The sequence below is a fragment of the Acinetobacter sp. RRD8 genome, from assembly GCF_031844225.1.
GTDB lineage: Bacteria > Pseudomonadota > Gammaproteobacteria > Pseudomonadales > Moraxellaceae > Acinetobacter.
The window spans coordinates 19,668-40,770 of the sequence record NZ_JAUZUU010000018.1 but is presented as its reverse complement, the minus strand read 5'-3'; the positions used below and the strand labels follow the sequence as shown (position 1 = coordinate 40,770).

Genomic DNA, 21,103 nt, shown 5'->3' with positions numbered 1-21,103 from the left:
GCACTTGATATCAAAATATGTCAGTTATTGTTTGTACAAATAAACAGCAGTGAAAATTCCTATTTCAAGGAAAATTGCTGTGCCGAAACTCAACAACTGCGACATATTTCGCAAAAAAGGGATTATAATTCAGGGATTCATAGTGAGGATAGGTATATGCGCGCTCCAGCGATTAGTCTTAAAACTGAGCAAGATGTTGAAAAATTGCGGATATCTGGGCGTTTGGCTGCAGAGGTTTTAGCGATGATCGGGGAGCATGTCAAGCCAGGTGTCACGACTGAATATCTGGATGATCTCTGTCATGATTTTATTGTAAATACATTAAAGGTGACGCCAGCCAATATTGGCTATTATGGCTATACTAAAACCACCTGTATTTCACCGAATGAAGTGGTTTGTCACGGCATTCCATCATCAAAAGTCGTTCTTCAGGATGGCGATATTATCAATATTGATGTTGCCATTATTAAAGACGGTTATTTCGGTGATACCAGCCGGATGTACTATGTCGGAACTCCATCTCCAGAAGCCAAGCGACTGGTCAATACCACCTATGAAGCCATGGTGGCCGGGATTCATGCGGTGAAGCCGGGCGCGACTCTAGGTGATATCGGCTATGCGATTCAAACGGTCGCACAGCGTGAAGGCTATTCCATCGTGCGCGAATATTGCGGTCACGGCATCGGTAAGGTCTATCACGAGCAGCCAAACATTCTGCATTACGGTCAGCCAGGTCAGGGCATTGAACTGGTTCCAGGCATGGTGTTTACCATTGAGCCGATGGTGAATATGGGAAAAGCCCGCGTCAAAGAGCTGAAAGATGGCTGGACTGTAGTCACCACGGATAAATCCTGGTCGGCGCAATGGGAACATATGGTCTATGTCACCGAAACCGGGTTTGAAGTCTTGTCGCCTTGGCCTGAAGGCACAGGCCAGTATCTGGAAATTTAAAATATTGATTGAATGATCTTTATTAAGATAATCCACTTACATAAATTACAACTCACTGGTGCTTACTGACGAAAACATACAAAACACTACATTAAACAGTGGTTTAGGATTTTATATCTGATTAAACTAAGAGTCAGATACATAGGTTCCCTTTTTTTCGCTTACTATGCTGTAGTGAAAGTTTCTCTAGCTCATTTTTCCCCAAGAATGAGCTATTTTTTTGTCCAGTTTTTCTCAAAAGCATATCACTTAGCGCTGATTTAATTCAGCGACCAGATAGTCAATAAAGACCCGTACTGCAGGTAATAAGCCGCGACGTGAAGGATAAACCACATGGAAAATACCATGCGGTGCTTTCCAGTCAGGAAGCACCCGAACCAGTTCACCACTTGCCACGTACTGCTCGACCACGTTATCTGGCAACAAAGTGACGCCTGAGCCTGACGCGGCCAGTTGTGCCAGCATATTTAGGTCAGAACCCATGACGGTTGGACTGACACGGATTTTTTTCTGTTCCTGCTGTTCATTTTGTAAGGTCAGAAACTGTTCGGTATGGTCTTCGGCCATACTCAGGATTTTATGCTCAGCCAGTTGCTCAGGGTTTTTCAGTTCACCAAATTCGTTTAAATAACCCTGACTGGCGAATAAGTGCTGCTCAATTTTTTCAAACTGGCGAATCACCAGATTCGGATCATCATCCAGGCTGGAACGGACACGTAAGGCCAGATCAAAGCCTTCATTGATAATATCGACCCGGCGATTGGTGATCATCATCTGGACTTTAATTTCAGGATATTTCTTTAAAAAATCTGGCAGAATTTTTGCCAGTTCATTCTGGGCAATAGACACTGGCAAACTGACTTTAATGGTTCCGCGCGGTTCGGTACTCAGATGATCCACCAGATCATGCGCTGCCTGTGCAGCACTCAGCATGACTTGGGCATGCCGGTAAATATTCATGCCGATATCGGTCACAGCAAAATGACGCGAACTGCGCTGAATCAGACGTACACCCAGACGCTCTTCCAGATTAAACACCCGGCGGCTAAGTTTGGATTTGGGAATATCAGTTGCACGTTCGGCTGCACTAAAGCCGCCATGTTCCACCACCTGAGCGAAACAATAAAAGTCATCCAGATCAGACAGCATGGTTTAATTCCATTCTTGCAACGATAAGCTGATTAAAAATTGATTGTTGCATACTGTCAATCAGAGAATGTAGTGCATAAAGATTTTAATTCGCGGATTTCAGTAAACCTAGCAGTGTTTGCATGCCATCGGTCGCGTTTTGAGTAATCTTGTGAAAATGTGAAGGCAAATACTGCTGTTCGGCTTTCGGGTCGATGTAATAGGCCTGACAGTACGCAGGAATATCATGAATTAACCCGGCGACCGGATAAACCTGTAGGCTGGTGCCAATCACCACAAAAATATCGGCATCCTGTACACAGTCTTGGGCTTCTTCATACGCGGGCACGGCTTCGCCAAACCAGACCACATGCGGACGTAACGGATAGCCTGCCTTACAAAAGTGTTGATTTAAATCTAATTCAGCACCTTCAATTGGATAAAACTCGGTCGTGCTTTGTGCATCGGGGCCTGAGCTTTTGGCTAGACGAATATTGCCATGTAAATGGATCACCTTGGAGCTGCCGGCACGTTCATGCAAGTCATCAATATTTTGAGTGATTACATGCACATCAAAGTTAGCTTCAAGATTGGCGATCAGCTGATGGGCTGCATTTGGCTGTGCTTCCAGAATGTTTTTACGGCGGGCATTATAAAAGCGTTGTATCAGTTGTGGGTTTTTGGCCCAGGCTTCGGGTGTGGCGACTTCTTCTATACGATGCTGTTCCCAAAGTCCATCACTGTCACGAAAAGTATTAATGCCACTTTCGGCGCTCATGCCTGCACCGGAAAAGACCACCAGCTTTTTCATTATTCTGTCTCCTGAATCTTTAGGTAGCTGAACCGCTAGATTGCGAATTTTCTTTCAAGAAGATGCCAAGTTCTCGGGAAAATTTTAGCGGTTCAGTCAGTAAAGGCGTATGGCCAGACTTGCTGAAAATTATCTGTTTGGCATGAGGCAGGCTTTCTGCAATCAGGCGCTGACCTTCAAAAGGATACAACTTGGATTGTACACCGCTAAAGAAGGTCACCGGACAGCTAAGCTGAGCTAGAGCCTCGCGGTAATCTTCACGATGATATAAATAATTATTGATATACCACGCCATATAATCCACCCGGCTGGAAGGTAATAACAGGCTTTGCAGGCGAGGTTGATTTAGGATAAATGCGAAAGCTTTCAGACTATATTTTTGTTCATTTTGTAGCTGAATAAACTTTAGCCATAGGGCAGCGATTTGTTTACGTACCGAAATGTCGAGATCGCGGATCAATTCAACTTGCTGGTATTGTGCAAGTAGGGCAGAGAGCTGCTGCAGGATGTCGATAAATTCCTGATGACGTGGACCAAAAAGTCCAAAAGCCCAAGCATCATCGACCGGAATTTTAGGTGTTTGATCGATATGTAAATAAGCAGAAATCTGACTGGAAAAGTTGCCATAATGTATGCCGTGCATTGCTGTGGTTGCGCCCATAGAGTAAGCAAGCACAATGAATTTATCTAAATTGAGCTGTTGAATTACCGACTGAATATCCAACCAGTGACTGGAAATCGCATCCCTATCTGGCGGAATTTTACAGCGACTGGAAGCCCCAAAGCCGCGCCATTCTGGAATAATGAAACGGAAATTTTTCTGATGCGGATAGAGAAAAGCTTTCCATTGCCAGCTCAGCATGCCAAGTCCAGAGAGTACCAGTACCGGCTGTCCCCGACCGTATTCGCGTACAAACAGCTGTTCACCATCGGGCATGCGATAAAAGGGCATGTGTGTCTCCGTATTTATAATTGTTGTGCGTCAAATTGTTGCAGTCGCGGAATAACCTGTTCCAGCCAGGAAATCCAACCCAGTTCCTGATCAATCCCCAGTTGCAGAATCATTTTATGAATATATAAGGTACGGTCAGTTTTGTCCGCTTGAGCAAAGTCTTTGGCAAAAATCTGCTGATAGGTTTTCAGTTTTTCTTTATGCAGTTCCAGATGGCGTTCCAGTTCTGCCAAGGTGTTATTGCCACCAAGTTGGGCTTCGGCACGCAGACGTACCATTAGTTCTTCGCGCAGTTGTGCCGGTGGGCTTTGTTGTAGCATCCAGTTGGCCAGTTCTTCCCGGCCCAGACGTTTTACCTGATAAGTTTTTTTGCGGCTATTCGAGTCTTCCTCTTCTATCGTCGAAATCCAGCCTTTTTGCAGCATGGCATTCAGCTCGCGATAAATCTGCTGATGAGTGGCATTCCAGAAGAAGCCCATGGATCGGTCAAAACGGCGGGCCAGTTCGATTCCGGTGCTGGGCTTTTCAATCAGGCTGGTCAATAAAACATGCGCTAAAGACATAAGCGTCTCAAAAAAGTGACTCAGGATTATTATGCAACATGTTGCATAAAAATCAATTCTGGCATATAAATTAGTGCAACAAGTTGCATTAAACTGGAAAGTTTGAGGGATCAAACTGCCAGTTGCTAAAACAATAGCCAGCCTAAACGCACGCTCAGGAGTTGAAATGTCTAAATATCCGCATTTACTTGCCCCATTGAACTTGGGTTTTACCACGCTTAAAAACCGCGTGTTAATGGGTTCCATGCACGTTGGTCTTGAAGAGGCACCCGGCGGATATGATCGGATGGCAGCTTTCTATGCAGAGCGTGCCAAAGGTGGAGTCGCTTTAATCGTCACCGGCGGGATTTCACCAAATGATCATGGGGTGACGTTTCATGGTGGTTCCAAACTTGACACTCTTGAAGAAGCTGAAAAGCATAAGGTAATTACCCAGGCCGTACATGAGGCGGGCGGGAAAATTGCCATGCAGATTCTGCATACCGGACGTTATTCTTATCAGGCTGAAAATGTCGCGCCATCTCCAATTCAGGCACCGATTAATCCAGTCAAACCGCATGCTTTGACTTCGGCTGAAGTGCAGCAAACCATTGATGATTTTGCCAATTGTGCCAAGCTGGCTCAATATGCCGGTTATGACGGTGTAGAAATCATGGGTTCGGAAGGCTATCTGATTAACGAGTTTATTGCAGCACGTACCAACCATCGTGATGATGAGTGGGGCGGAAGCTATGCAAACCGCATCCGTTTCCCGATTGAAATCGTACGCCGTACCCGTGAAATGGTCGGTGAGAACTTTATCATTATTTATCGCTTGTCTATGCTGGATCTGGTCGAAGGCGGTTCAACTCTGGAAGAAGTTATCCAGTTGGCCAAAGAAATTGAAAAAGCTGGTGCGACCATTATCAATACTGGCATTGGCTGGCATGAAGCGCGTATTCCGACGATTGCCACCAAAGTGCCACGTGCAGCCTTCACTTGGGTCACGCGTAAGCTGAAAGGTCAGGTGAAGATTCCTTTAATCACTTCAAACCGTATTAATACTCCGGAAATGGCTGAATATGTATTGGCATCTGGTGATGCTGATATGATTTCTATGGCTCGCCCAATGCTGGCTGATTCGGAGTTTGTTCTGAAAGCGGAGCAGGGTCGTAGCGATGAGATCAATACCTGTATTGGTTGTAATCAGGCCTGTCTGGATCATATTTTCTCAATGAAAATTGCCACCTGTCTGGTCAATCCACGTGCCTGTTATGAAACAGAGCTCATTTTTAAAGAAACCAATGTGGCAAAAAATATTGCCGTGATTGGTGCAGGTCCTGCAGGTTTAAGTTTTGCTGTATATGCGGCAAATCGCGGTCATCAGGTGACGGTATTTGAAGCCGCTGCTCAGATTGGTGGGCAGTTTAATATTGCCAAGACCATTCCAGGCAAGGAAGAGTTTTATGAAACCTTGCGTTATTTCAAACGCCAGATTGAATTACAGCCACGTATTAAATTGCAGCTGAACCATAAGGCGAGTCTGGAAGAACTGGCTCAGTCAAACTTTGATGACATTGTGGTGGCAACAGGCGTGACACCGCGTCAGCTTGAGATTCCGGGCATTGCTCATGCAAAAGTACTGTCTTATCTGGATGTTCTGAAAGAGCGTAAGCCAGTGGGTCAGCGAGTTGCCATTATTGGTGCAGGCGGTATTGGTTTTGATACAGCCGAATTCCTGAGTCATGAAGGAGAAAGTGGCAGTATCAATCCGGAAAAATTCTATGATGAATGGGGTATTGATACTGACTATGAAAATGTCGGTGGCTTAAAAGCTGCAAATGTAGAAAAACCGCAACGTGAAATTTATTTATTGCAACGTAAAGCCGCTTCAGTCGGCGCAAGTTTGGGTAAAACCACAGGCTGGATTCATCGTACTGGTTTAAAACACCGTGATGTAAAAATGATTGCGGGCGCCAATTATGAAAAAATTGATGATCAGGGCTTACATATAATCGTAAATGACAAACCTGCGGTACTAGAAGTCGATCACGTGATCATTTGCGCTGGTCAGGAATCTTATACCGCCATGTTTGATGAGCTAAAAGCGGCGGGTAAAAATGTGCATCTGATTGGTGGGGCGAAAGAAGCAGGTGAGCTGGATGCCAAACGTGCCATCCGTCAGGGTGCTGAATTGGCGGCGGTGATTTAATTTAAAAAGCCAAACTTTATTAACCTCTCCCTGACCCTTTCCTAAAAGGAGAGGGATAAATCGGTATAAAAAGTGTTATCTTCCTCTCCCTGAACGAGTTTAAAGTACTGCTTTAAACGAAGTGCAAGAGAGGGCTGGGGTGAGGGAGATTAATTTTTTAATAACAAAAAAGGAATTCAAAATGACCATCGAAAATACCAAAAAATCCATTGCACGCTGGCATGAGATGCTAGAAAGCCGTGATATGTCGATCTTGAATGAGCTGCTTGCTGAAGAAGTGGTATTTCGTTCGCCTGTGGCTTTTCAGCCTTATCCTGGAAAACAGTTGGTATTTTTTATTTTGACCAATGTCATTCAAGTCTTTGAAAACTTCACTTATCACCGTGAATTTATAAGTGAAGATGGTAACAATGTCGTACTTGAGTTTTCTGCCAATGTGGGCGATAAAAAACTAAAGGGAGTTGACATGATTCAGTTTAATGAAGAGGGTCAGATGATTGATTTTGAAGTCATGATTCGACCTAAGTCCGGACTTGAGGCCTTGGCTGTACAGATGGGCCAGCGGATGCAATCATTCCAAGCTAAAACTTAATTCGAACTATTGATTCAAGTCGGCATGAAATTTGTAAATCACAGCTAGTACAACTAGAGGGGGATGACAGATGAAAATGTTGCTTAAAAAATTGGGTCAGCTTTCCAGGGAATATCTGGATCGTTTCAGCGGAGCAGACGAGCCGACCCTGTATTACAATCCGAATGGTGTATTTTCGGGACTCATTGAACGCTTACCGCAGCTGCAACAAAAATATCGCCCTACGCCGTGGTTAGCTAATGCACACGCACATATTCTATATTTCGATTTAATTAAAAAACGTACCATTAAGCTGAAATATGACGCGCTTGAACAGCTGAAAATGTCAGATGGCGGAATTACCGGTATTGCCTGGTATGGACTGGATCTTCCTGCAAATACCCCTACCATTGTTTTATTGCATACGATAACCGGTTCTCCTGAATCGATGCGTGAACTGGTTCGTGATCTGCATAAACATACCGGTTGGCGTGTGGCATTGTGTTTACGCCGTGGTCATGCAGACTTACCCATGCCTGTGCCTAAAATGAACCTGTTTGGTTCAACTCAGGATTTGCGTGAGCAGCTCTTGTATATACAGGACAGATTTCCTCAGTCCGATCTCTATGGGGTTGGATCTTCTGCGGGTACGGGATTGTTAGTGCGTTATCTGGGCGAAGAAGGTGAACAAACCCCACTCAAAGCGGCTTTTGCCTTATGCCCTGGCTATAACACTGAAACCGGTTTTGCCAATGTGCATCCGTTTTACAGTAAAGTCATGGCCAAAAAACTGATTAAGCGCTTTATTCATCCTTATCAGGAAACCTGGCAGGTCTGCCCAAGCTGGAAACAGTTATTAGAAGTTAAAGATCTGTCTGAATTTGAAAAACTTTATTTTGAACTGGCCGGATTTGCGGATTATGCCAGTTATACTCAGGCAACCAATCCGATTTATGTGTTTGAAAGTGTCAAAATCCCACTGATGATTTTAAATGCGGAGGATGATCCGGTTTGTCACATCCGAAATTTAGAACCTTATAAAGAAAAAATTCGGGCGATGTCTAATATTATGGTGATTACCACCAAAAAAGGCAGTCATTGCGGCTTTTATCAGGGCTTGATGCAAACCGAATCTTGGGCTACCCGACTAATGGCAGACTATTTGATTCACTTATCTCGTGCACCGACAACAGTATCCGCTTAAAAAGTTCCAATAAAAAACCCAGCATCTGCTGGGTTTTTTGATGAATGATACTGTAATTAGTCAAGTGCTGGCATCGCTGCGGCAATTGCGTCAGCAACCGCATCATCCTCAGACTTGTTTTCTGGATTTGAATTGGTTTTAGGTGTGGTCGCAGCAGGCTTTGACGCAGGTTCTTCGCGGGTTTCAGGCACTGGTGCCGGCTCAGTAGTTTCTGGTTTTTTGATTTCACGACGGATTTCAGTCGTGGTGTTTTCAGTTTGCTCACGTTGAATTTCAACCGTTGGCGCTACTTCCTCTTCAATTGCCGCTGGCTCTACAGGTTCAAGCGGTTCAAATTGCGTTGGTTCTGGAGTCGAGATTTCAGATGCTGGAGTAACTTCTACTTGCTCTTCTTCTTTTGGTGCTTCTTTTTTTACACACGCAGTTAATGTCAGGCCAGTCAGGATTAGGGTGGAGATTAAAAGTTTCTTCATCATCATTGCATCAAACATAAAAGTGTGGAGTGGATACACTATTATAGCAGCAAAATGCAAGATAGAAATCATATGAACTTACTGTAATTTTTTATAGGAATTGCTGTTAGAATAGTCAATTGTTTATTGTTCTTTGAATTGATGCGGATTGACTTTGCTTTCTAGGTACAAGGTAAAGTAAAATTGCGCAACATTGCAGGCCGATTTAGGCTCGATTGTACGAGAAACCCAATGACCCATTTTATTTTCGTTACTGGTGGTGTAGTTTCATCACTAGGTAAAGGTATTTCAGCTGCTTCTGTTGCTGCACTTTTAGAAGCTCGTGGTTTAAAAGTGACCATGGTAAAAATGGATCCATACATTAATGTCGATCCAGGGACAATGAGCCCATTCCAGCATGGTGAAGTTTTTGTTACAGAAGATGGTGCTGAAACAGACTTAGACTTGGGTTACTACGAACGTTTCTTGCGTCGTGCGAAAATGACCAAACTAAATAACTTCACATCAGGCCGTGTTTACCAGGATGTTCTAAACAAAGAACGCCGTGGTGACTATCTAGGCGGTACTGTTCAAGTTATTCCACACATTACTGACAATATCAAAGAGCGTGTACTTCGTGCAGGCGAAGGTTATGACGTTGCGATCGTAGAGATCGGCGGTACTGTAGGTGACATTGAATCTCTCCCATTCATGGAATCTGTACGTCAGTTAATGGTTGAACTTGGTCATAAACGTACCATGTTAATGCACTTAACGTTACTCCCATACATTAAGTCTGCAGCAGAATTAAAAACCAAACCAACACAGCACTCTGTTAAAGAACTCCTGTCGATTGGTATTCAGCCAGACATTCTCATCTGTCGTACAGAGTACGATGTAGATGCAGATACGACGCGTAAGATTGCATTATTTACCAACGTTGAAGCACGTGCCGTTGTGGTATGTAAAGACGCACGTTCGATCTACCAGATTCCACGTACATTCTACGAACAAAATGTTGATGATTTAATCTGTGAACGTTTTGGTTATAACGATCTTCCTGAAGCTGATTTAACAGATTGGGATAACGTTGTAGAAGCATTACTGAACCCTGAATACACCGTACGTGTTGCAATGGTCGGTAAATACGTTGAACTTCCAGATGCTTACAAATCTGTCAACGAAGCACTTTTACATGCGGGTATTCAAAACCGTGTGAAAGTTCAGATTGACTACGTAAACGCTGAAGAGCTTGAAGGCCAAGATGTAGCAGAAGTATTGAAAGATGCTGATGCGATTCTAGTTCCTGGTGGTTTCGGTGAGCGCGGTACTGAAGGCAAAATGAAGGCGATTCAGTTCGCACGTGAGAACGGTGTGCCGTTCCTCGGTATTTGCTTGGGTATGCAGTTGGCTGTGATCGAATACGCACGTAATGTTGCTGGTATTGCAGACGCGACCTCGACTGAATTTAACCGTTCAACCAAATCTCCATTGATTGGTTTAATTACTGAATGGTTAGATGAGCGTGGTGAAGTTCAGCAACGTTCTGCTGATTCTGATCTGGGTGGCACGATGCGTTTAGGCGCGCAAAAATCTGAACTGGTTGCAGGGACTAAAACTGCAGAAGTTTATGGTTCTGAAGAAATCATCGAGCGTCACCGTCACCGTTACGAGATGAACAACCGTTATATCCCAGTGCTGGAAGAAAAAGGCATGAAGATTTCTGGTTATTCTCCGGTACAGCATTTGGTAGAAACTGTTGAAATTCCTGCACATCCTTGGTTTATTGCAGTACAATTCCACCCGGAATTTACCAGCTCGCCACGCGATGGTCACCCATTGTTTGCCGGTTTCATTGATGCTGCGAAAAAGCAGTACCAAAAAACCAAATAATCGGTGCGTAGGACACAACTAGGGAAGTTTAAATGTCGCAATTAAAACCACAAGAAATTGTACGTTTGGGCGATATACAAATGGCAAATCATTTGCCATTTGTATTATTCGGCGGAATGAATGTACTTGAATCTAAAGACCTGGCTTTTGAAATCGCAGAGACTTATGTCGATATCTGCACACGTTTGGGCATTCCTTATGTGTTCAAAGCCAGCTTTGATAAAGCCAACCGTTCAAGCCTGAACTCTTTCCGTGGGCCTGGCCTGGAAAAAGGTCTCGAGTGGTTAGCTGACATTAAAAAACACTTTAATGTACCGATCATCACCGATGTGCATGAGCCGTACCAAGCGGCTCCTGTTGCAGAAGTGGCAGACATTATTCAATTGCCAGCTTTCTTAAGCCGTCAGACGGATCTTGTTGAAGCAATGGCAAAAACCGATGCGATCATCAACATCAAAAAAGCCCAGTTCCTGGCTCCACACGAAATGCGTCATATTTTGCATAAGTGTCTGGAAGCCGGAAATGACAAGCTGATCATTTGTGAACGCGGTTCGGCATTTGGCTATAACAATCTGGTTGTAGACATGCTGGGCTTCGACATCATGAAAGAAATGAATGTCCCGGTGTTCTTTGATGTAACCCATGCCTTACAAACCCCAGGCGGCCGTGCAGATTCTGCCGGTGGTCGTCGTGCGCAAATTACAACGCTTGCACGTGCGGGTATGGCAACGGGTCTTGCAGGCTTGTTCTTGGAAGCACATCCAGATCCGGAAAAAGCCAAGTGTGATGGTCCATGTGCGCTGCGCATGTCTCAGCTTGAGCCGTTCCTGGCACAGCTAAAAGAATTGGATACCTTGGTTAAAGGTTTCGAAAAGTTAGATACACACTGAGTTTATCACTCTTGCGCTGCCGTATAGGCAGCTCATATTAATCAACTGAGGAATAGTTCATGAGCCAAATCGTTGACATTCGTGCACGTGAAATTTTGGACTCTCGTGGTAACCCTACCATCGAAGCAGACGTAATCTTAGCATCTGGCGTAGTTGGCCGTGCATGTGCACCATCTGGTGCTTCAACTGGTTCTCGTGAAGCTTTAGAACTTCGTGATGGCGATAAAGCGCGTTACTTAGGTAAAGGCGTTAAAACTGCGGTAAATAACATAAATACGTTAATCCGTGACGCTTTGGTCGGTAAATCAGTATTCGAACAAAAAGACATCGATAACACGATGATCGCGCTTGACGGTACTGAAAACAAAGAAAAACTAGGTGCAAACGCAACTTTGGCAGTGTCTTTGGCTGCTGCTCGCGCTGCTGCTGAAGAAAAGAAAATTCCTCTTTTCCAATACATCGCAGATCTTCGCGGTCAAACGATTCTAACCATGCCTGTACCAATGATGAACATCATCAATGGTGGTTCACATGCAGACAACAACGTCGATATTCAAGAATTTATGATTGAGCCAGTAGGCTTCACTTCATTCTCTGAAGCGCTACGTGCCGGTGCTGAAATCTTCCATTCACTTAAATCAGTTTTAAACAAAAAAGGTTTAAACACTGCGGTAGGTGATGAAGGTGGTTTTGCACCGAACTTACGTTCAAACGAAGAAGCAATTACGGTTATTCTTGAAGCAATTGGTCAAACTGGCTACAAAGCAGGTTCTGACATCATGCTTGCGCTTGACTGTGCATCTTCAGAATTCTACAAAAATGGTCAATACATTCTTGCGGGCGAAGGCAACAAAGCGTTCACAAGCAACCAGTTCTCTGACTATTTAGCAGGTCTTGTAAACCAGTACCCAATTATCTCGATTGAAGATGGTCTGGACGAATCTGACTGGGAAGGCTGGTCTTACCTGACTTCAATTCTTGGTGACAAGATCCAGTTGGTAGGTGATGACTTGTTCGTAACGAATCCGAAAATCCTGCAGCGTGGTATCAACGAAAAAGTGGGTAACTCTATTCTGATTAAATACAACCAGATCGGTACCTTGACTGAAACTTTAGATGCCATCTACCTTGCGAAAGAAAATGGTTACTCTACGGTAATTTCACACCGTTCAGGCGAAACTGAAGATTCAACGATTGCTGATCTTGCAGTAGGTACAGCAGCGGGTCAAATCAAGACGGGTTCACTTTGCCGTTCTGACCGTGTAGCGAAATATAATCAATTACTTCGTATTGAAGAATTGACTAATGCTGCATATCGCGGTAAAGCTGAGTTCAAAGGTTTGAACTAAGCGACTTATGTCAATGTTAAATGTATTCGACTCGACTGCGAGTAAAGTACTGTTGGGCCTTGCGATCATTTTGATCGCAGGGTTTCAATATTTATACTGGTTTGGTGAAGGTGGTTATCATGATCATCAGCAACTGACCCAGAAAATCCAACAACAAATGGAATTGAATGATGAGCTAAAAGAGCGTAATCGCGTTCTGGCAGCAGAAGTTTATGATTTGAAGAATGGTATTGAAGCCATCGAAGAACATGCGCGTTTAGATCTTGGTCTGATTAAGCCACGCGAAACTTTTATTCAAATGAGCACGATCAGTACTCAATATAAACCGATCTATCTTAATCCTAATTCTAAAGTAGACCTGCGAACCAATGAGTCAGCTGAAGCACCAACCACACCTTAAACTTTGGGTCATTCTTCCAGCTGCAGGTTCCGGTAGCCGTTTCTCTAAAACAGAACTGAAACAATATCAGATGATTCAAGAGCGAACTGTTCTTGAACATACGGTGGCTCGTCTGAATCACCTGCCTTTGATGGGTTATGTCCTGGCGATTGGTGCACAGGACAACGTGGCAAAAATGCTGCCATTTTCCAGTCAAGAGAAAGCCCATTTCTGTCTGGGCGGTGCCGAGCGGGTGAATTCCGTGTTAAATGCACTCACGTATTTATCTCAAATCGCTTCTGAAGATGAGTGGGTGCTGGTACATGACGCGGCGCGTCCCTGTGTCGGTCTGGATTGTCTGCAACAGTTAGTCAATACGGCGATTACAAATGATCAGGCTGCGATTCTGGCGATTCCAGTAAGAGATACACTTAAGCGTGTAGTAACCAATTTTGATATTGAGGAAACAGTGGATCGCTCAATGCTATGGCAGGCACAAACACCACAAATGGCCAAGCTAGGTGTGTTGAAACGGGCGATTGAGCAGGCTTTGCAAGATGGTGCTACGATTACTGATGAAGCCAGTGCGCTGGAACATATCGGCGAACAGGTGAGTGTAGTACAAGGGCGTTCCGATAATATTAAAATTACCTATCCGGACGATCTGGAACTGGCCAAGCTGATTTTACAGGCTCAGGCTTAAAAATATATTCAAATAATATTTAAATAAAAGCAGAATAAATCTGGCTATAGCGATCTATTCGCTATAGCTTTCACTTATAATTTTGCCATCATTCTTTTTCACCTTTTGGCCAATGATACCTTCACAGCAGTATCGGTTTTTACGTCACTCTTTGCGTGATGGACGTAGTATTAACCCGCAAGATTCATCTCGATGGACCAAGTTGCACCTTGATCCCTGGTTATTGTGCTTTCTAGTTCTCAATGCAATCCTGGGTTTAATGGTGGTGTATAGCGCGACATCCGAAGACTCTGGCATGGTGGTGCGTCAGGCGATCAGTTTTGGAATTGGTTTTGTGCTGCTGTTTATCTGTGCGCAGATTCCACCGAAAGTCTATCAGGCGATTAGTCCATACCTGTATGCCTTCGGGATCTTCATGCTGCTTCTGGTCTTTGTGATTGGTGAAAAACGTTTGGGTGCAACCCGCTGGATTACCTTGCCAGGGGTGGGAAGCATGCAACCGAGTGAGGTGATGAAATTTGCCATGCCTTTGATGATGGCATGGTATTTTGCACGTAAGCCATTTCCTCCCAAATTTTTGCATATTGTCGGGGCTTTGATTCTATTGGGCGTACCATTTGTTTTGGTGGCACTTCAGCCTGACTTGAACATTGGCTTGGTAATTCCTGGTATTTTTGTTCTATTTTTAAGTGGGATGTCGTGGCGTTTGATTGGTGGTGCAGCAGCGGCGGTAGCTGTGGCAGCTCCGGCTGCATGGATGTTCGTGCTACAAGAGTATCAAAAAAAACGTATTACCACGTTATTTGATCCGGAATCGGATGCCTTGGGTGCAGGCTGGAATATCATCCAGTCCAAAATTGCGATTGGTTCAGGTGGTTCCACGGGCAAAGGCTATACTGAAGGTACCCAATCACATTTAGGTTATCTGCCTGAACATCATACTGACTTTATTATGTCGACTTATGCCGAAGAATTCGGTTTTATCGGCGTTTTCCTGCTGTTTAGTTTATTCACTGCCATTATTATTCGCTGTCTGATGATTGGTTTAAACAGCTTTCATAACTTTGGCCGTTTATATGCTGGAGCCATGGGACTGACTTTCTTCTTCTTTGTATTTTTAAACTCAGGCATGGTGAGCGGGATTTTACCTGTAACTGGAGATCCATTACCGCTCATGAGTTATGGTGGAACGGCAGTGATTTCCATGCTGGCCGGGATGGGCATTGTGATGTCGATTCATACTCATCGATAAGTCATTCTAAAAGTCGGACTGGTTCCGGCTTTTTATATACTTAAAATAAGTTGTTTTAAAAATCCTGTTTTGGCCAGAAGAAAAAAGAAGAATATTTTAGAATTCGTATGAAATTAAAAAGCCCTCAAATGAGGGCTTTTTAATTTCATACTTTAACTGAGAAACCAGGTGTAATAACCCCAGATCATTAAAGGCCATGCTAGGAAAGGGCTAAACAACCATTTCCAGAACCAGTGGCGCGGCATAAAGCCAACACCATGGACAAAGCCTCCAGAAATACCAATCATGATATACATCATGGCACTATGGCTATATTCACCGTTGGCATCCAGCATTGCAGAAGGATGAACCAATAACACGGCTGCGAGAGGAAAAGCCAATAGGCAGGAAATCATCATCGCAAATTTGTTTGGTTTCTTGTCTACAACGGTTTTCTCAAGCGCAGCTTCGGTCATGTTTTATTCCTCATCCAGGTCTTGGTGTTGTTCCATGTAAATGGCAGCAATCACACTGGCAAAACATGCCATCAGTACACCCAGAATCCAGGCAAAATACCACATAGTTGTCTCTCCTTAAGACATAGCCTTAGTACAGGCTATGTGAATTATCTTCAATGTGTTTGTTGGTAATCACGCCCCACATCTTGTAGTAACACCAGGTGGTATAGATCAGGATCAGTGGAACAAAGATACATGCAGCAACGGTCATGACTGTTAAGGTATTTTTACTAGATACCGCATCCCACATGGTCAGACTTGCAACCGGGTTAATGCTTGAAGGCATCAGGAAAGGAAACAGGGCAAAACCAGCAGTCAGGATGGCACCGATGACAGCCAGAGATGAACCCAGGAAGCTCAAGCCTGCTTTGTTTTTACTAGCTGCCAAGACAATGATCAAGCCACCCAAAATGCCGGCAATTGGAGCAGCCATTGTGATTGGATACGTCGAGTAGTTATTCATCCAGCCTGGATTGGCATTGGTCAATACTTCTTTGGCCAGCGGGTTGGCAACACCATTGGTATCAAAAGGTGTAACTAAGGTATAGCCCTGAATGCCACCAAAATACAACCATGCACCGGCTGCCAGGAAAGTTGCTAAATACACTAGTCCCATGATTTGTGTTGCTTTGGCAGAACGTTGGCGTAGGTCACCATCAGTACGCAGCATTAACCATGCACCACCATGTGCACACAGCATCGATAAACTGACCAGACCACAGACAATCGCAAACGGATTCAGCAGGGCAAAGAAGCTACCAGTATAAGTAGAACGTACAGTTTCATCTAAAGTAAATGGTACACCCAGGAACATGTTGCCGAATGCCACACCGAAGACCAATGCAGGCACTGCACCACCAATGGCTAGACCCCAGTCCCATGAATTGCGCCATTTGGTATTTTCCAGTTTTGAGCGATAGTCAAAACCGACCGGACGCAGGAATAGGGCAAACAGTACCAGCAACAGTGCCCAGTACATGCCAGAGAAGGCGGTTGCATAGACCATTGGCCAGGCAGCGAACAAAGCACCGCCGGCAGTAATAAACCAGACCTGGTTACCGTCCCAATGCGGGGCAATGGTATTGATCGCTGCACGGCGCTCGCTATCATTTTTGCCCACAAATGGCATGATCGCCATGGAGCCCATATCGAAGCCATCGGTGAGGGCAAAGCCAATCAGCAATACGCCGACCAGCACCCACCAAATGATTTTTAATAATTCATATTCGATCATGCGTGAGTCTCCTCATTTGCCTTCTCTGCAGCTGCAAGCTTTTCAAAATGGTATTTACCGGTATGCAGTGAGCTTGGGCCAAGACGTGAGAACTTGATCATCAGATACATCTCGATAATCAGTAACACGGTATAGAATGCTGCCAATGCAAGGATTGAACCCCAGACATCACCTGTACTTAAGCTTGATGCTGAAAGATGCGTCGGTAATACCTCACCAATGGTCCAAGGTTGACGACCTACTTCTGCCACATACCAGCCAGTTTGCGCAGCAACCCAAGGCAGAGGAAGTGCAAATAATGCAAATTTCAATAACCATGGTTTGTTTTCAGCATTACGTTTTGCTACCGCAAAAGTTGCCAGTGCAAATAGAAGTAGCATCAAGAAGCCAGAAGCAACCATGGCACGGAAGGCCCAGAACAGACTTGGTACGTGTGGAATGGTATCTTTAGCAGCTGCTTTGATTTGCTCTTCAGAGGCATCAACGACATTTGGCGTGTATTTCTTCAGCAGCAGACCGTAACCGAGGTCTTTTTGGCTTTCTTCAAAAGCGGTTTTCAGTTCTGGAGACTGATCACCAGCACGTAATTTTTCCAGTTGCGAATAGGCCACCATACCATTACGGATACGCGCTTCATGCTGAACCAGCAGGTCCTTAATACCTGTAACTTGTTCAGTCGTAGAACGTGTAGCAATCAGACCCATTACATAAGGAATTTTCACTGCATAATCTGTAGTCATGGTTTCCTTATTCGGAATACCGAACAAAGTAAATGGTGCAGGTGCAGGGTGAGTATCCCATTCTGCTTCAATCGCTGCCAGTTTGGTTTTTTGTACATCGCCCAGCTCATAACCTGATTCATCACCCAGTAAAATCACTGAAAGTGTAGAAGCAAGCCCGAAGATGGCTGCAATGGCAAAAGAACGGCGTGCAAAAGGCAAGTCACGTTTTTTCAGCATGTAGTAACTTGAAATAGCCAGGACGAAGATGGCACCTGTGACATAACCTGCAGACACTGTATGTACGAATTTAACCTGAGCAACCGGGTTAAATATCAGAGCAGCAAAGTCCACCATTTCCATACGCATGGTTTCGTAGTTGAATACAGAACCAACCGGGTTTTGCATCCAGCCATTGGCGATCAGAATCCACAGCGCAGACATGTTCGAACCTAAAGCTACCAGCCAGGTCACTGCCAGATGTTGCACTTTGGACAGGCGATCCCAGCCAAAGAAGAACAAGCCAATAAAGGTCGATTCAAGGAAGAAGGCCATCAAACCTTCAATCGCCAGCGGTGCACCAAAAATATCACCGACATAATGCGAGTAATAAGCCCAGTTGGTTCCGAACTGGAACTCCATGGTCAGGCCTGTGGTTACCCCTAAGGCAAAGTTAATACCAAACAGTTTTCCCCAGAACTTGGTCATGTCTTTATAGATTTCTTTGCCGGAAATCACATAGGTGGTTTCCATAATGGCAAGCAAAAAAGCCAAGCCTAAAGTCAGTGGAACAAAAATAAAGTGATACATCGCGGTCATGGCGAACTGGAACCGCGAGAGATCGACCACGCTTTCAGAAATCATCAACGTGTCTCCTGGATTTGGGAAGGATTGCCGGCGATACGCTCGGCGACTTGGTTGTCAAAATTTTTAGGAATCGTAGGTGCATCAAACCAGATATTTTTAATGATCATCAGTAAAATAACCTTGATAATTAAAATGGCAGTTATTTCTCTAACTACTCTCTGGTTTAGATTTTTGGGAACTAAGCTCATTCGACTAAGCCTGTTATATGACTTGTTATATATTATTAATCTATTGTAACTAAAAAATAAATAGACGATACAGTTTAAATAAATATATATTTATAAGTATTTGAAAATAATAAATATATATTTATATGAGTTAAAATTTATTCTAAATATTTTTTATTATTTTATGTAATTTTATTGGTTTTTAAATCCGACTAAAATGCTTATATTTATATATTTTAATGTAGATTATTTTGGTTGGATTAATATTTTTTCTATTTTTTAATCTGATTAAAATGCTTGGTTTTAAAATGAAGAATAAAATTAATCAAACTAAATTGGTTGGTTTTATAAGAGTTGAATATCAGTATCACAATCTTTCTCATCATATTTATACTGATAAAAACACGCCAAAAAAAGAACATGCTGGAGGCATGTTCTTTTTAAACTTTGTGAGGGAGACTGGTCTTAGAAGTCGTAACGCATGCCTAGAGAAAGACCGGTTGCATCTTCACCGCGTGTACCGCCTACGTTGTTTGTACGCGCTTGTGCCCATGGTGTTAAGTTTGAATTTTCATCATTTAGTACAGTTGCCAGGTTTGCATATACACGTACTGTTTTGTCTAAACGGTGTTCAACACCAAGTGCCAATAATGTTGCATTCGCATCATCTGCATCTACATCACGTTGGAACACTTGACCACGTAGATATGTTTTTGGTGCAAATTTATAGTCAGCTGCTACACCAAATACTTGTGCATCTGGGTTTGCTTCAGAATTATCATGTTGAAGGAATTGGTATAAACCGCCCAGATTGAATTCAGGAGTGATTTTGTAGGCACCAGCAATACGGAAACCATCGCGTTCGCCACGACCTGCATCTTCTTCATAATGTTCATAGGCAGCAGCAAAATCAACTTTACCTTCTTTATAGGTTAAGGCGAGGTCGTATGCTTTATCATCGCGATTATCTTTATTGGTAGTAGTTGTGGTTCCCGGTACGACTACTGTTACTGGACCATTCACAGTTTCAATTACAGTAGTTTTTGGTGAAGACGTTGACACGCTATCAGGGCTATTACCTTCGTGTAAAGAAAGTGCTGCTAAAACATTAAAGCCGCCACCAAACTTAGGTGATTTATATTCAATGGTATTGTTATTACGTTCATCAAAACGCAAGTTGCCAGCACGTGTGACGTTACGAACATCACCGACCATATCACCAAAGAAGTTGACCGGGCCACGTGCTACTTTGAATGGGCTGTCAAAACGGCCGATACGCGCTTGACCGAAATCACCTTTTAAACCAACAAAAGTATCGCGAGTTGCAAATTCAACATCATCGTTTGCAGAACCACTTGCAAAGTTAATTTCCTGTTCGATTTGAGCAAAAGCCGTCATGCCATTTTCTAATTGTTGTTCAGCTTTAAAGCCAAGGCGTGACGCGTTTGATGATAAAGCAACTTCATTATAGTCTTTACCATCATCCAGATAATCTAAAGAAACGTGTGCACGACCATAAATTTTAACGTCAGCAGCAGCTGCCATGACTGGTGTTAAAATTGTTGCCCCAATTGCTAATGCAGATAACGTTTTTTTCATGTGTTGCTCCAATAAAGACTTTTTATTCATCGTCTTAAAACAAGTTTCAGTCATGTGTTGAAACATGTACCGCTCTATTGGTGCCAAGTATCGATTACAAATAAGACAGTAAGATTAAGGAAATATTTCAAATCTGTTAAATGTTGTATTTTGTAAGTTTTGTAATATTACACATTCAATTTTTTGTATTTAAAGATAATTTGGTTGCTATTATCTTAATGATTCGCATTTATTTCTAAAGTTTTATGCTTTAAGTAGAATAAAAAAATGGAGCCGAAGCTCCATTTTTTTATTCAGTTAAACTTAAAGTGCAGCTTTGATTTTTTCAGCCAGCGCTTTAATTTTTTCCTGATCACCCATCTGGGCAGCATGTTTGCCCAGATTGTGCAAAGAGGTAGGAACCAGATGGAAATGTACGTGTGGTACGGTCTGACCCGCTGCGGCACCTGATAATTGCATCAGCACGATACCGTCCACACCTAAACCTTTTTCAATGGCTTTTGCAACTTTCTGTACGATCTGAATCGTATAGGCTGCAGCTTCAGGGGGTAGATCCAGTAAAGTGATCGCCGGTGTTTTCGGAACAACCAGGGTATGACCTTCTGCCTGAGGCATGATGTCCATAAATGCAAGAACCTGGTCATCTTCATACACTTTTATCGCAGGAAGTTCACCGCGTAGAATTCGTGCAAAAATATTCTGATCATCATAAGTCATAAGTACATTCCTTG

At 43.5% G+C, this 21,103-nt stretch carries 22 protein-coding genes; 10 read left to right on the top strand and 12 right to left on the bottom strand.

From position 1 onward, the window contains the following. Positions 1 to 156: 156 nt before the first annotated feature. On the top strand, positions 157 to 951 hold the full coding sequence (gene map, locus Q9R24_RS12950) for a type I methionyl aminopeptidase (RefSeq protein ID WP_311204644.1): 795 nt from the start codon (positions 157 to 159) through the stop codon (positions 949 to 951). 249 nt (positions 952 to 1,200) lie between these two features. On the opposite strand, the gene Q9R24_RS12945 is transcribed toward map, so the two are convergent. The 4 genes from Q9R24_RS12945 to Q9R24_RS12930 all read right to left on the bottom strand — a co-directional run bounded on the left by Q9R24_RS12945 (position 1,201) and on the right by Q9R24_RS12930 (position 4,405). Then, positions 1,201 to 2,100 (bottom strand): LysR substrate-binding domain-containing protein, encoded by a 900-nt coding sequence (locus tag Q9R24_RS12945; protein WP_005103429.1) that lies wholly within the window; start codon positions 2,098 to 2,100, stop codon positions 1,201 to 1,203. 85 nt (positions 2,101 to 2,185) lie between these two features. Then, positions 2,186 to 2,890 (bottom strand): Sir2 family NAD-dependent protein deacetylase, encoded by a 705-nt coding sequence (locus Q9R24_RS12940; RefSeq protein ID WP_311204643.1) that lies wholly within the window; start codon positions 2,888 to 2,890, stop codon positions 2,186 to 2,188. Positions 2,891 to 2,909: 19 nt separating this feature from the next. Then, a complete protein-coding gene (locus Q9R24_RS12935) occupies positions 2,910 to 3,842 on the bottom strand; it encodes an alpha/beta fold hydrolase (protein ID WP_180037338.1) in 933 nt (310 codons plus the stop codon). Positions 3,843 to 3,856: 14 nt separating this feature from the next. After that, positions 3,857 to 4,405 (bottom strand): PadR family transcriptional regulator, encoded by a 549-nt coding sequence (locus tag Q9R24_RS12930; protein WP_148334890.1) that lies wholly within the window; start codon positions 4,403 to 4,405, stop codon positions 3,857 to 3,859. Between the two features lie 166 nt (positions 4,406 to 4,571). Between Q9R24_RS12930 and Q9R24_RS12925 the strand changes: the two genes are divergently transcribed. From Q9R24_RS12925 to Q9R24_RS12915, 3 genes are all read left to right on the top strand, one after another. Then, the gene (locus Q9R24_RS12925) at positions 4,572 to 6,596 is read left to right on the top strand and encodes an NADPH-dependent 2,4-dienoyl-CoA reductase (protein WP_311204642.1); all 2,025 of its coding nucleotides are present in this window, start codon (positions 4,572 to 4,574) and stop codon (positions 6,594 to 6,596) included. A gap of 181 nt (positions 6,597 to 6,777) precedes the next feature. Then, complete coding sequence (locus tag Q9R24_RS12920) at positions 6,778 to 7,188, top strand: nuclear transport factor 2 family protein (RefSeq protein WP_005100041.1); 411 nt, start codon at positions 6,778 to 6,780, stop codon at positions 7,186 to 7,188. A gap of 70 nt (positions 7,189 to 7,258) precedes the next feature. Beyond that, positions 7,259 to 8,371 carry an alpha/beta fold hydrolase gene (locus Q9R24_RS12915; RefSeq protein WP_311204641.1) on the top strand — a complete coding sequence of 371 codons (1,113 nt, stop codon included), beginning with the start codon at positions 7,259 to 7,261 and terminating at the stop codon, positions 8,369 to 8,371. Between the two features lie 56 nt (positions 8,372 to 8,427). On the opposite strand, the gene Q9R24_RS12910 is transcribed toward Q9R24_RS12915, so the two are convergent. Next, positions 8,428 to 8,850: a hypothetical protein gene (locus Q9R24_RS12910; RefSeq protein WP_370940779.1), complete on the bottom strand. Its 423-nt coding sequence runs from the start codon at positions 8,848 to 8,850 to the stop codon at positions 8,428 to 8,430. A gap of 225 nt (positions 8,851 to 9,075) precedes the next feature. Between Q9R24_RS12910 and Q9R24_RS12905 the strand changes: the two genes are divergently transcribed. From Q9R24_RS12905 to rodA, 6 genes are all read left to right on the top strand, one after another. Next, positions 9,076 to 10,716, top strand: a complete 1,641-nt coding sequence (locus Q9R24_RS12905) for a CTP synthase (RefSeq protein ID WP_004278723.1) — start codon at positions 9,076 to 9,078, stop codon at positions 10,714 to 10,716. A 32-nt stretch (positions 10,717 to 10,748) separates the two neighbouring features. Further along, on the top strand, positions 10,749 to 11,606 hold the full coding sequence (gene kdsA / locus Q9R24_RS12900; RefSeq protein ID WP_004278721.1) for a 3-deoxy-8-phosphooctulonate synthase: 858 nt from the start codon (positions 10,749 to 10,751) through the stop codon (positions 11,604 to 11,606). A 59-nt stretch (positions 11,607 to 11,665) separates the two neighbouring features. Beyond that, entirely contained in the window at positions 11,666 to 12,955 is a 1,290-nt protein-coding gene (eno, locus tag Q9R24_RS12895) for a phosphopyruvate hydratase (protein WP_311204640.1), read from the top strand. Between the two features lie 7 nt (positions 12,956 to 12,962). Further along, positions 12,963 to 13,355 carry a septum formation initiator family protein gene (locus tag Q9R24_RS12890; protein ID WP_004645271.1) on the top strand — a complete coding sequence of 131 codons (393 nt, stop codon included), beginning with the start codon at positions 12,963 to 12,965 and terminating at the stop codon, positions 13,353 to 13,355. Further along, the gene (gene ispD / locus Q9R24_RS12885) at positions 13,324 to 14,037 is read left to right on the top strand and encodes a 2-C-methyl-D-erythritol 4-phosphate cytidylyltransferase (protein ID WP_311204639.1); all 714 of its coding nucleotides are present in this window, start codon (positions 13,324 to 13,326) and stop codon (positions 14,035 to 14,037) included. The genes Q9R24_RS12890 and ispD overlap by 32 nt, the downstream gene beginning before the upstream one ends. Positions 14,038 to 14,149: 112 nt before the next feature. Next, on the top strand, positions 14,150 to 15,289 hold the full coding sequence (gene rodA, locus Q9R24_RS12880; protein WP_004645269.1) for a rod shape-determining protein RodA: 1,140 nt from the start codon (positions 14,150 to 14,152) through the stop codon (positions 15,287 to 15,289). Between the two features lie 152 nt (positions 15,290 to 15,441). Here the strand turns inward: rodA and Q9R24_RS12875 are convergent, their stop codons facing one another. The 7 genes from Q9R24_RS12875 to Q9R24_RS12845 all read right to left on the bottom strand — a co-directional run bounded on the left by Q9R24_RS12875 (position 15,442) and on the right by Q9R24_RS12845 (position 21,089). Next, on the bottom strand, positions 15,442 to 15,744 hold the full coding sequence (locus Q9R24_RS12875; RefSeq protein WP_004278714.1) for a cyd operon YbgE family protein: 303 nt from the start codon (positions 15,742 to 15,744) through the stop codon (positions 15,442 to 15,444). A gap of 3 nt (positions 15,745 to 15,747) precedes the next feature. Beyond that, a complete protein-coding gene (cydX, locus tag Q9R24_RS12870; protein WP_004278713.1) occupies positions 15,748 to 15,849 on the bottom strand; it encodes a cytochrome bd-I oxidase subunit CydX in 102 nt (33 codons plus the stop codon). Positions 15,850 to 15,874: 25 nt separating this feature from the next. Then, the gene (gene cydB, locus Q9R24_RS12865; protein WP_071320015.1) at positions 15,875 to 17,020 is read right to left on the bottom strand and encodes a cytochrome d ubiquinol oxidase subunit II; all 1,146 of its coding nucleotides are present in this window, start codon (positions 17,018 to 17,020) and stop codon (positions 15,875 to 15,877) included. Beyond that, positions 17,017 to 18,603 carry a cytochrome ubiquinol oxidase subunit I gene (locus Q9R24_RS12860; RefSeq protein ID WP_191112111.1) on the bottom strand — a complete coding sequence of 529 codons (1,587 nt, stop codon included), beginning with the start codon at positions 18,601 to 18,603 and terminating at the stop codon, positions 17,017 to 17,019. The genes cydB and Q9R24_RS12860 overlap by 4 nt, the downstream gene beginning before the upstream one ends. Further along, positions 18,603 to 18,794, bottom strand: coding sequence for a cytochrome oxidase putative small subunit CydP (gene cydP / locus Q9R24_RS12855; protein WP_004645265.1), 192 nt, complete (start codon positions 18,792 to 18,794; stop codon positions 18,603 to 18,605). Before cydP ends, Q9R24_RS12860 begins: the two co-directional genes overlap by 1 nt. A gap of 444 nt (positions 18,795 to 19,238) precedes the next feature. Then, positions 19,239 to 20,372 carry a porin gene (locus tag Q9R24_RS12850; protein ID WP_311204638.1) on the bottom strand — a complete coding sequence of 378 codons (1,134 nt, stop codon included), beginning with the start codon at positions 20,370 to 20,372 and terminating at the stop codon, positions 19,239 to 19,241. Between the two features lie 303 nt (positions 20,373 to 20,675). After that, positions 20,676 to 21,089, bottom strand: coding sequence for an HIT family protein (locus tag Q9R24_RS12845; protein ID WP_004278705.1), 414 nt, complete (start codon positions 21,087 to 21,089; stop codon positions 20,676 to 20,678). Positions 21,090 to 21,103: the final 14 nt, after the last annotated feature.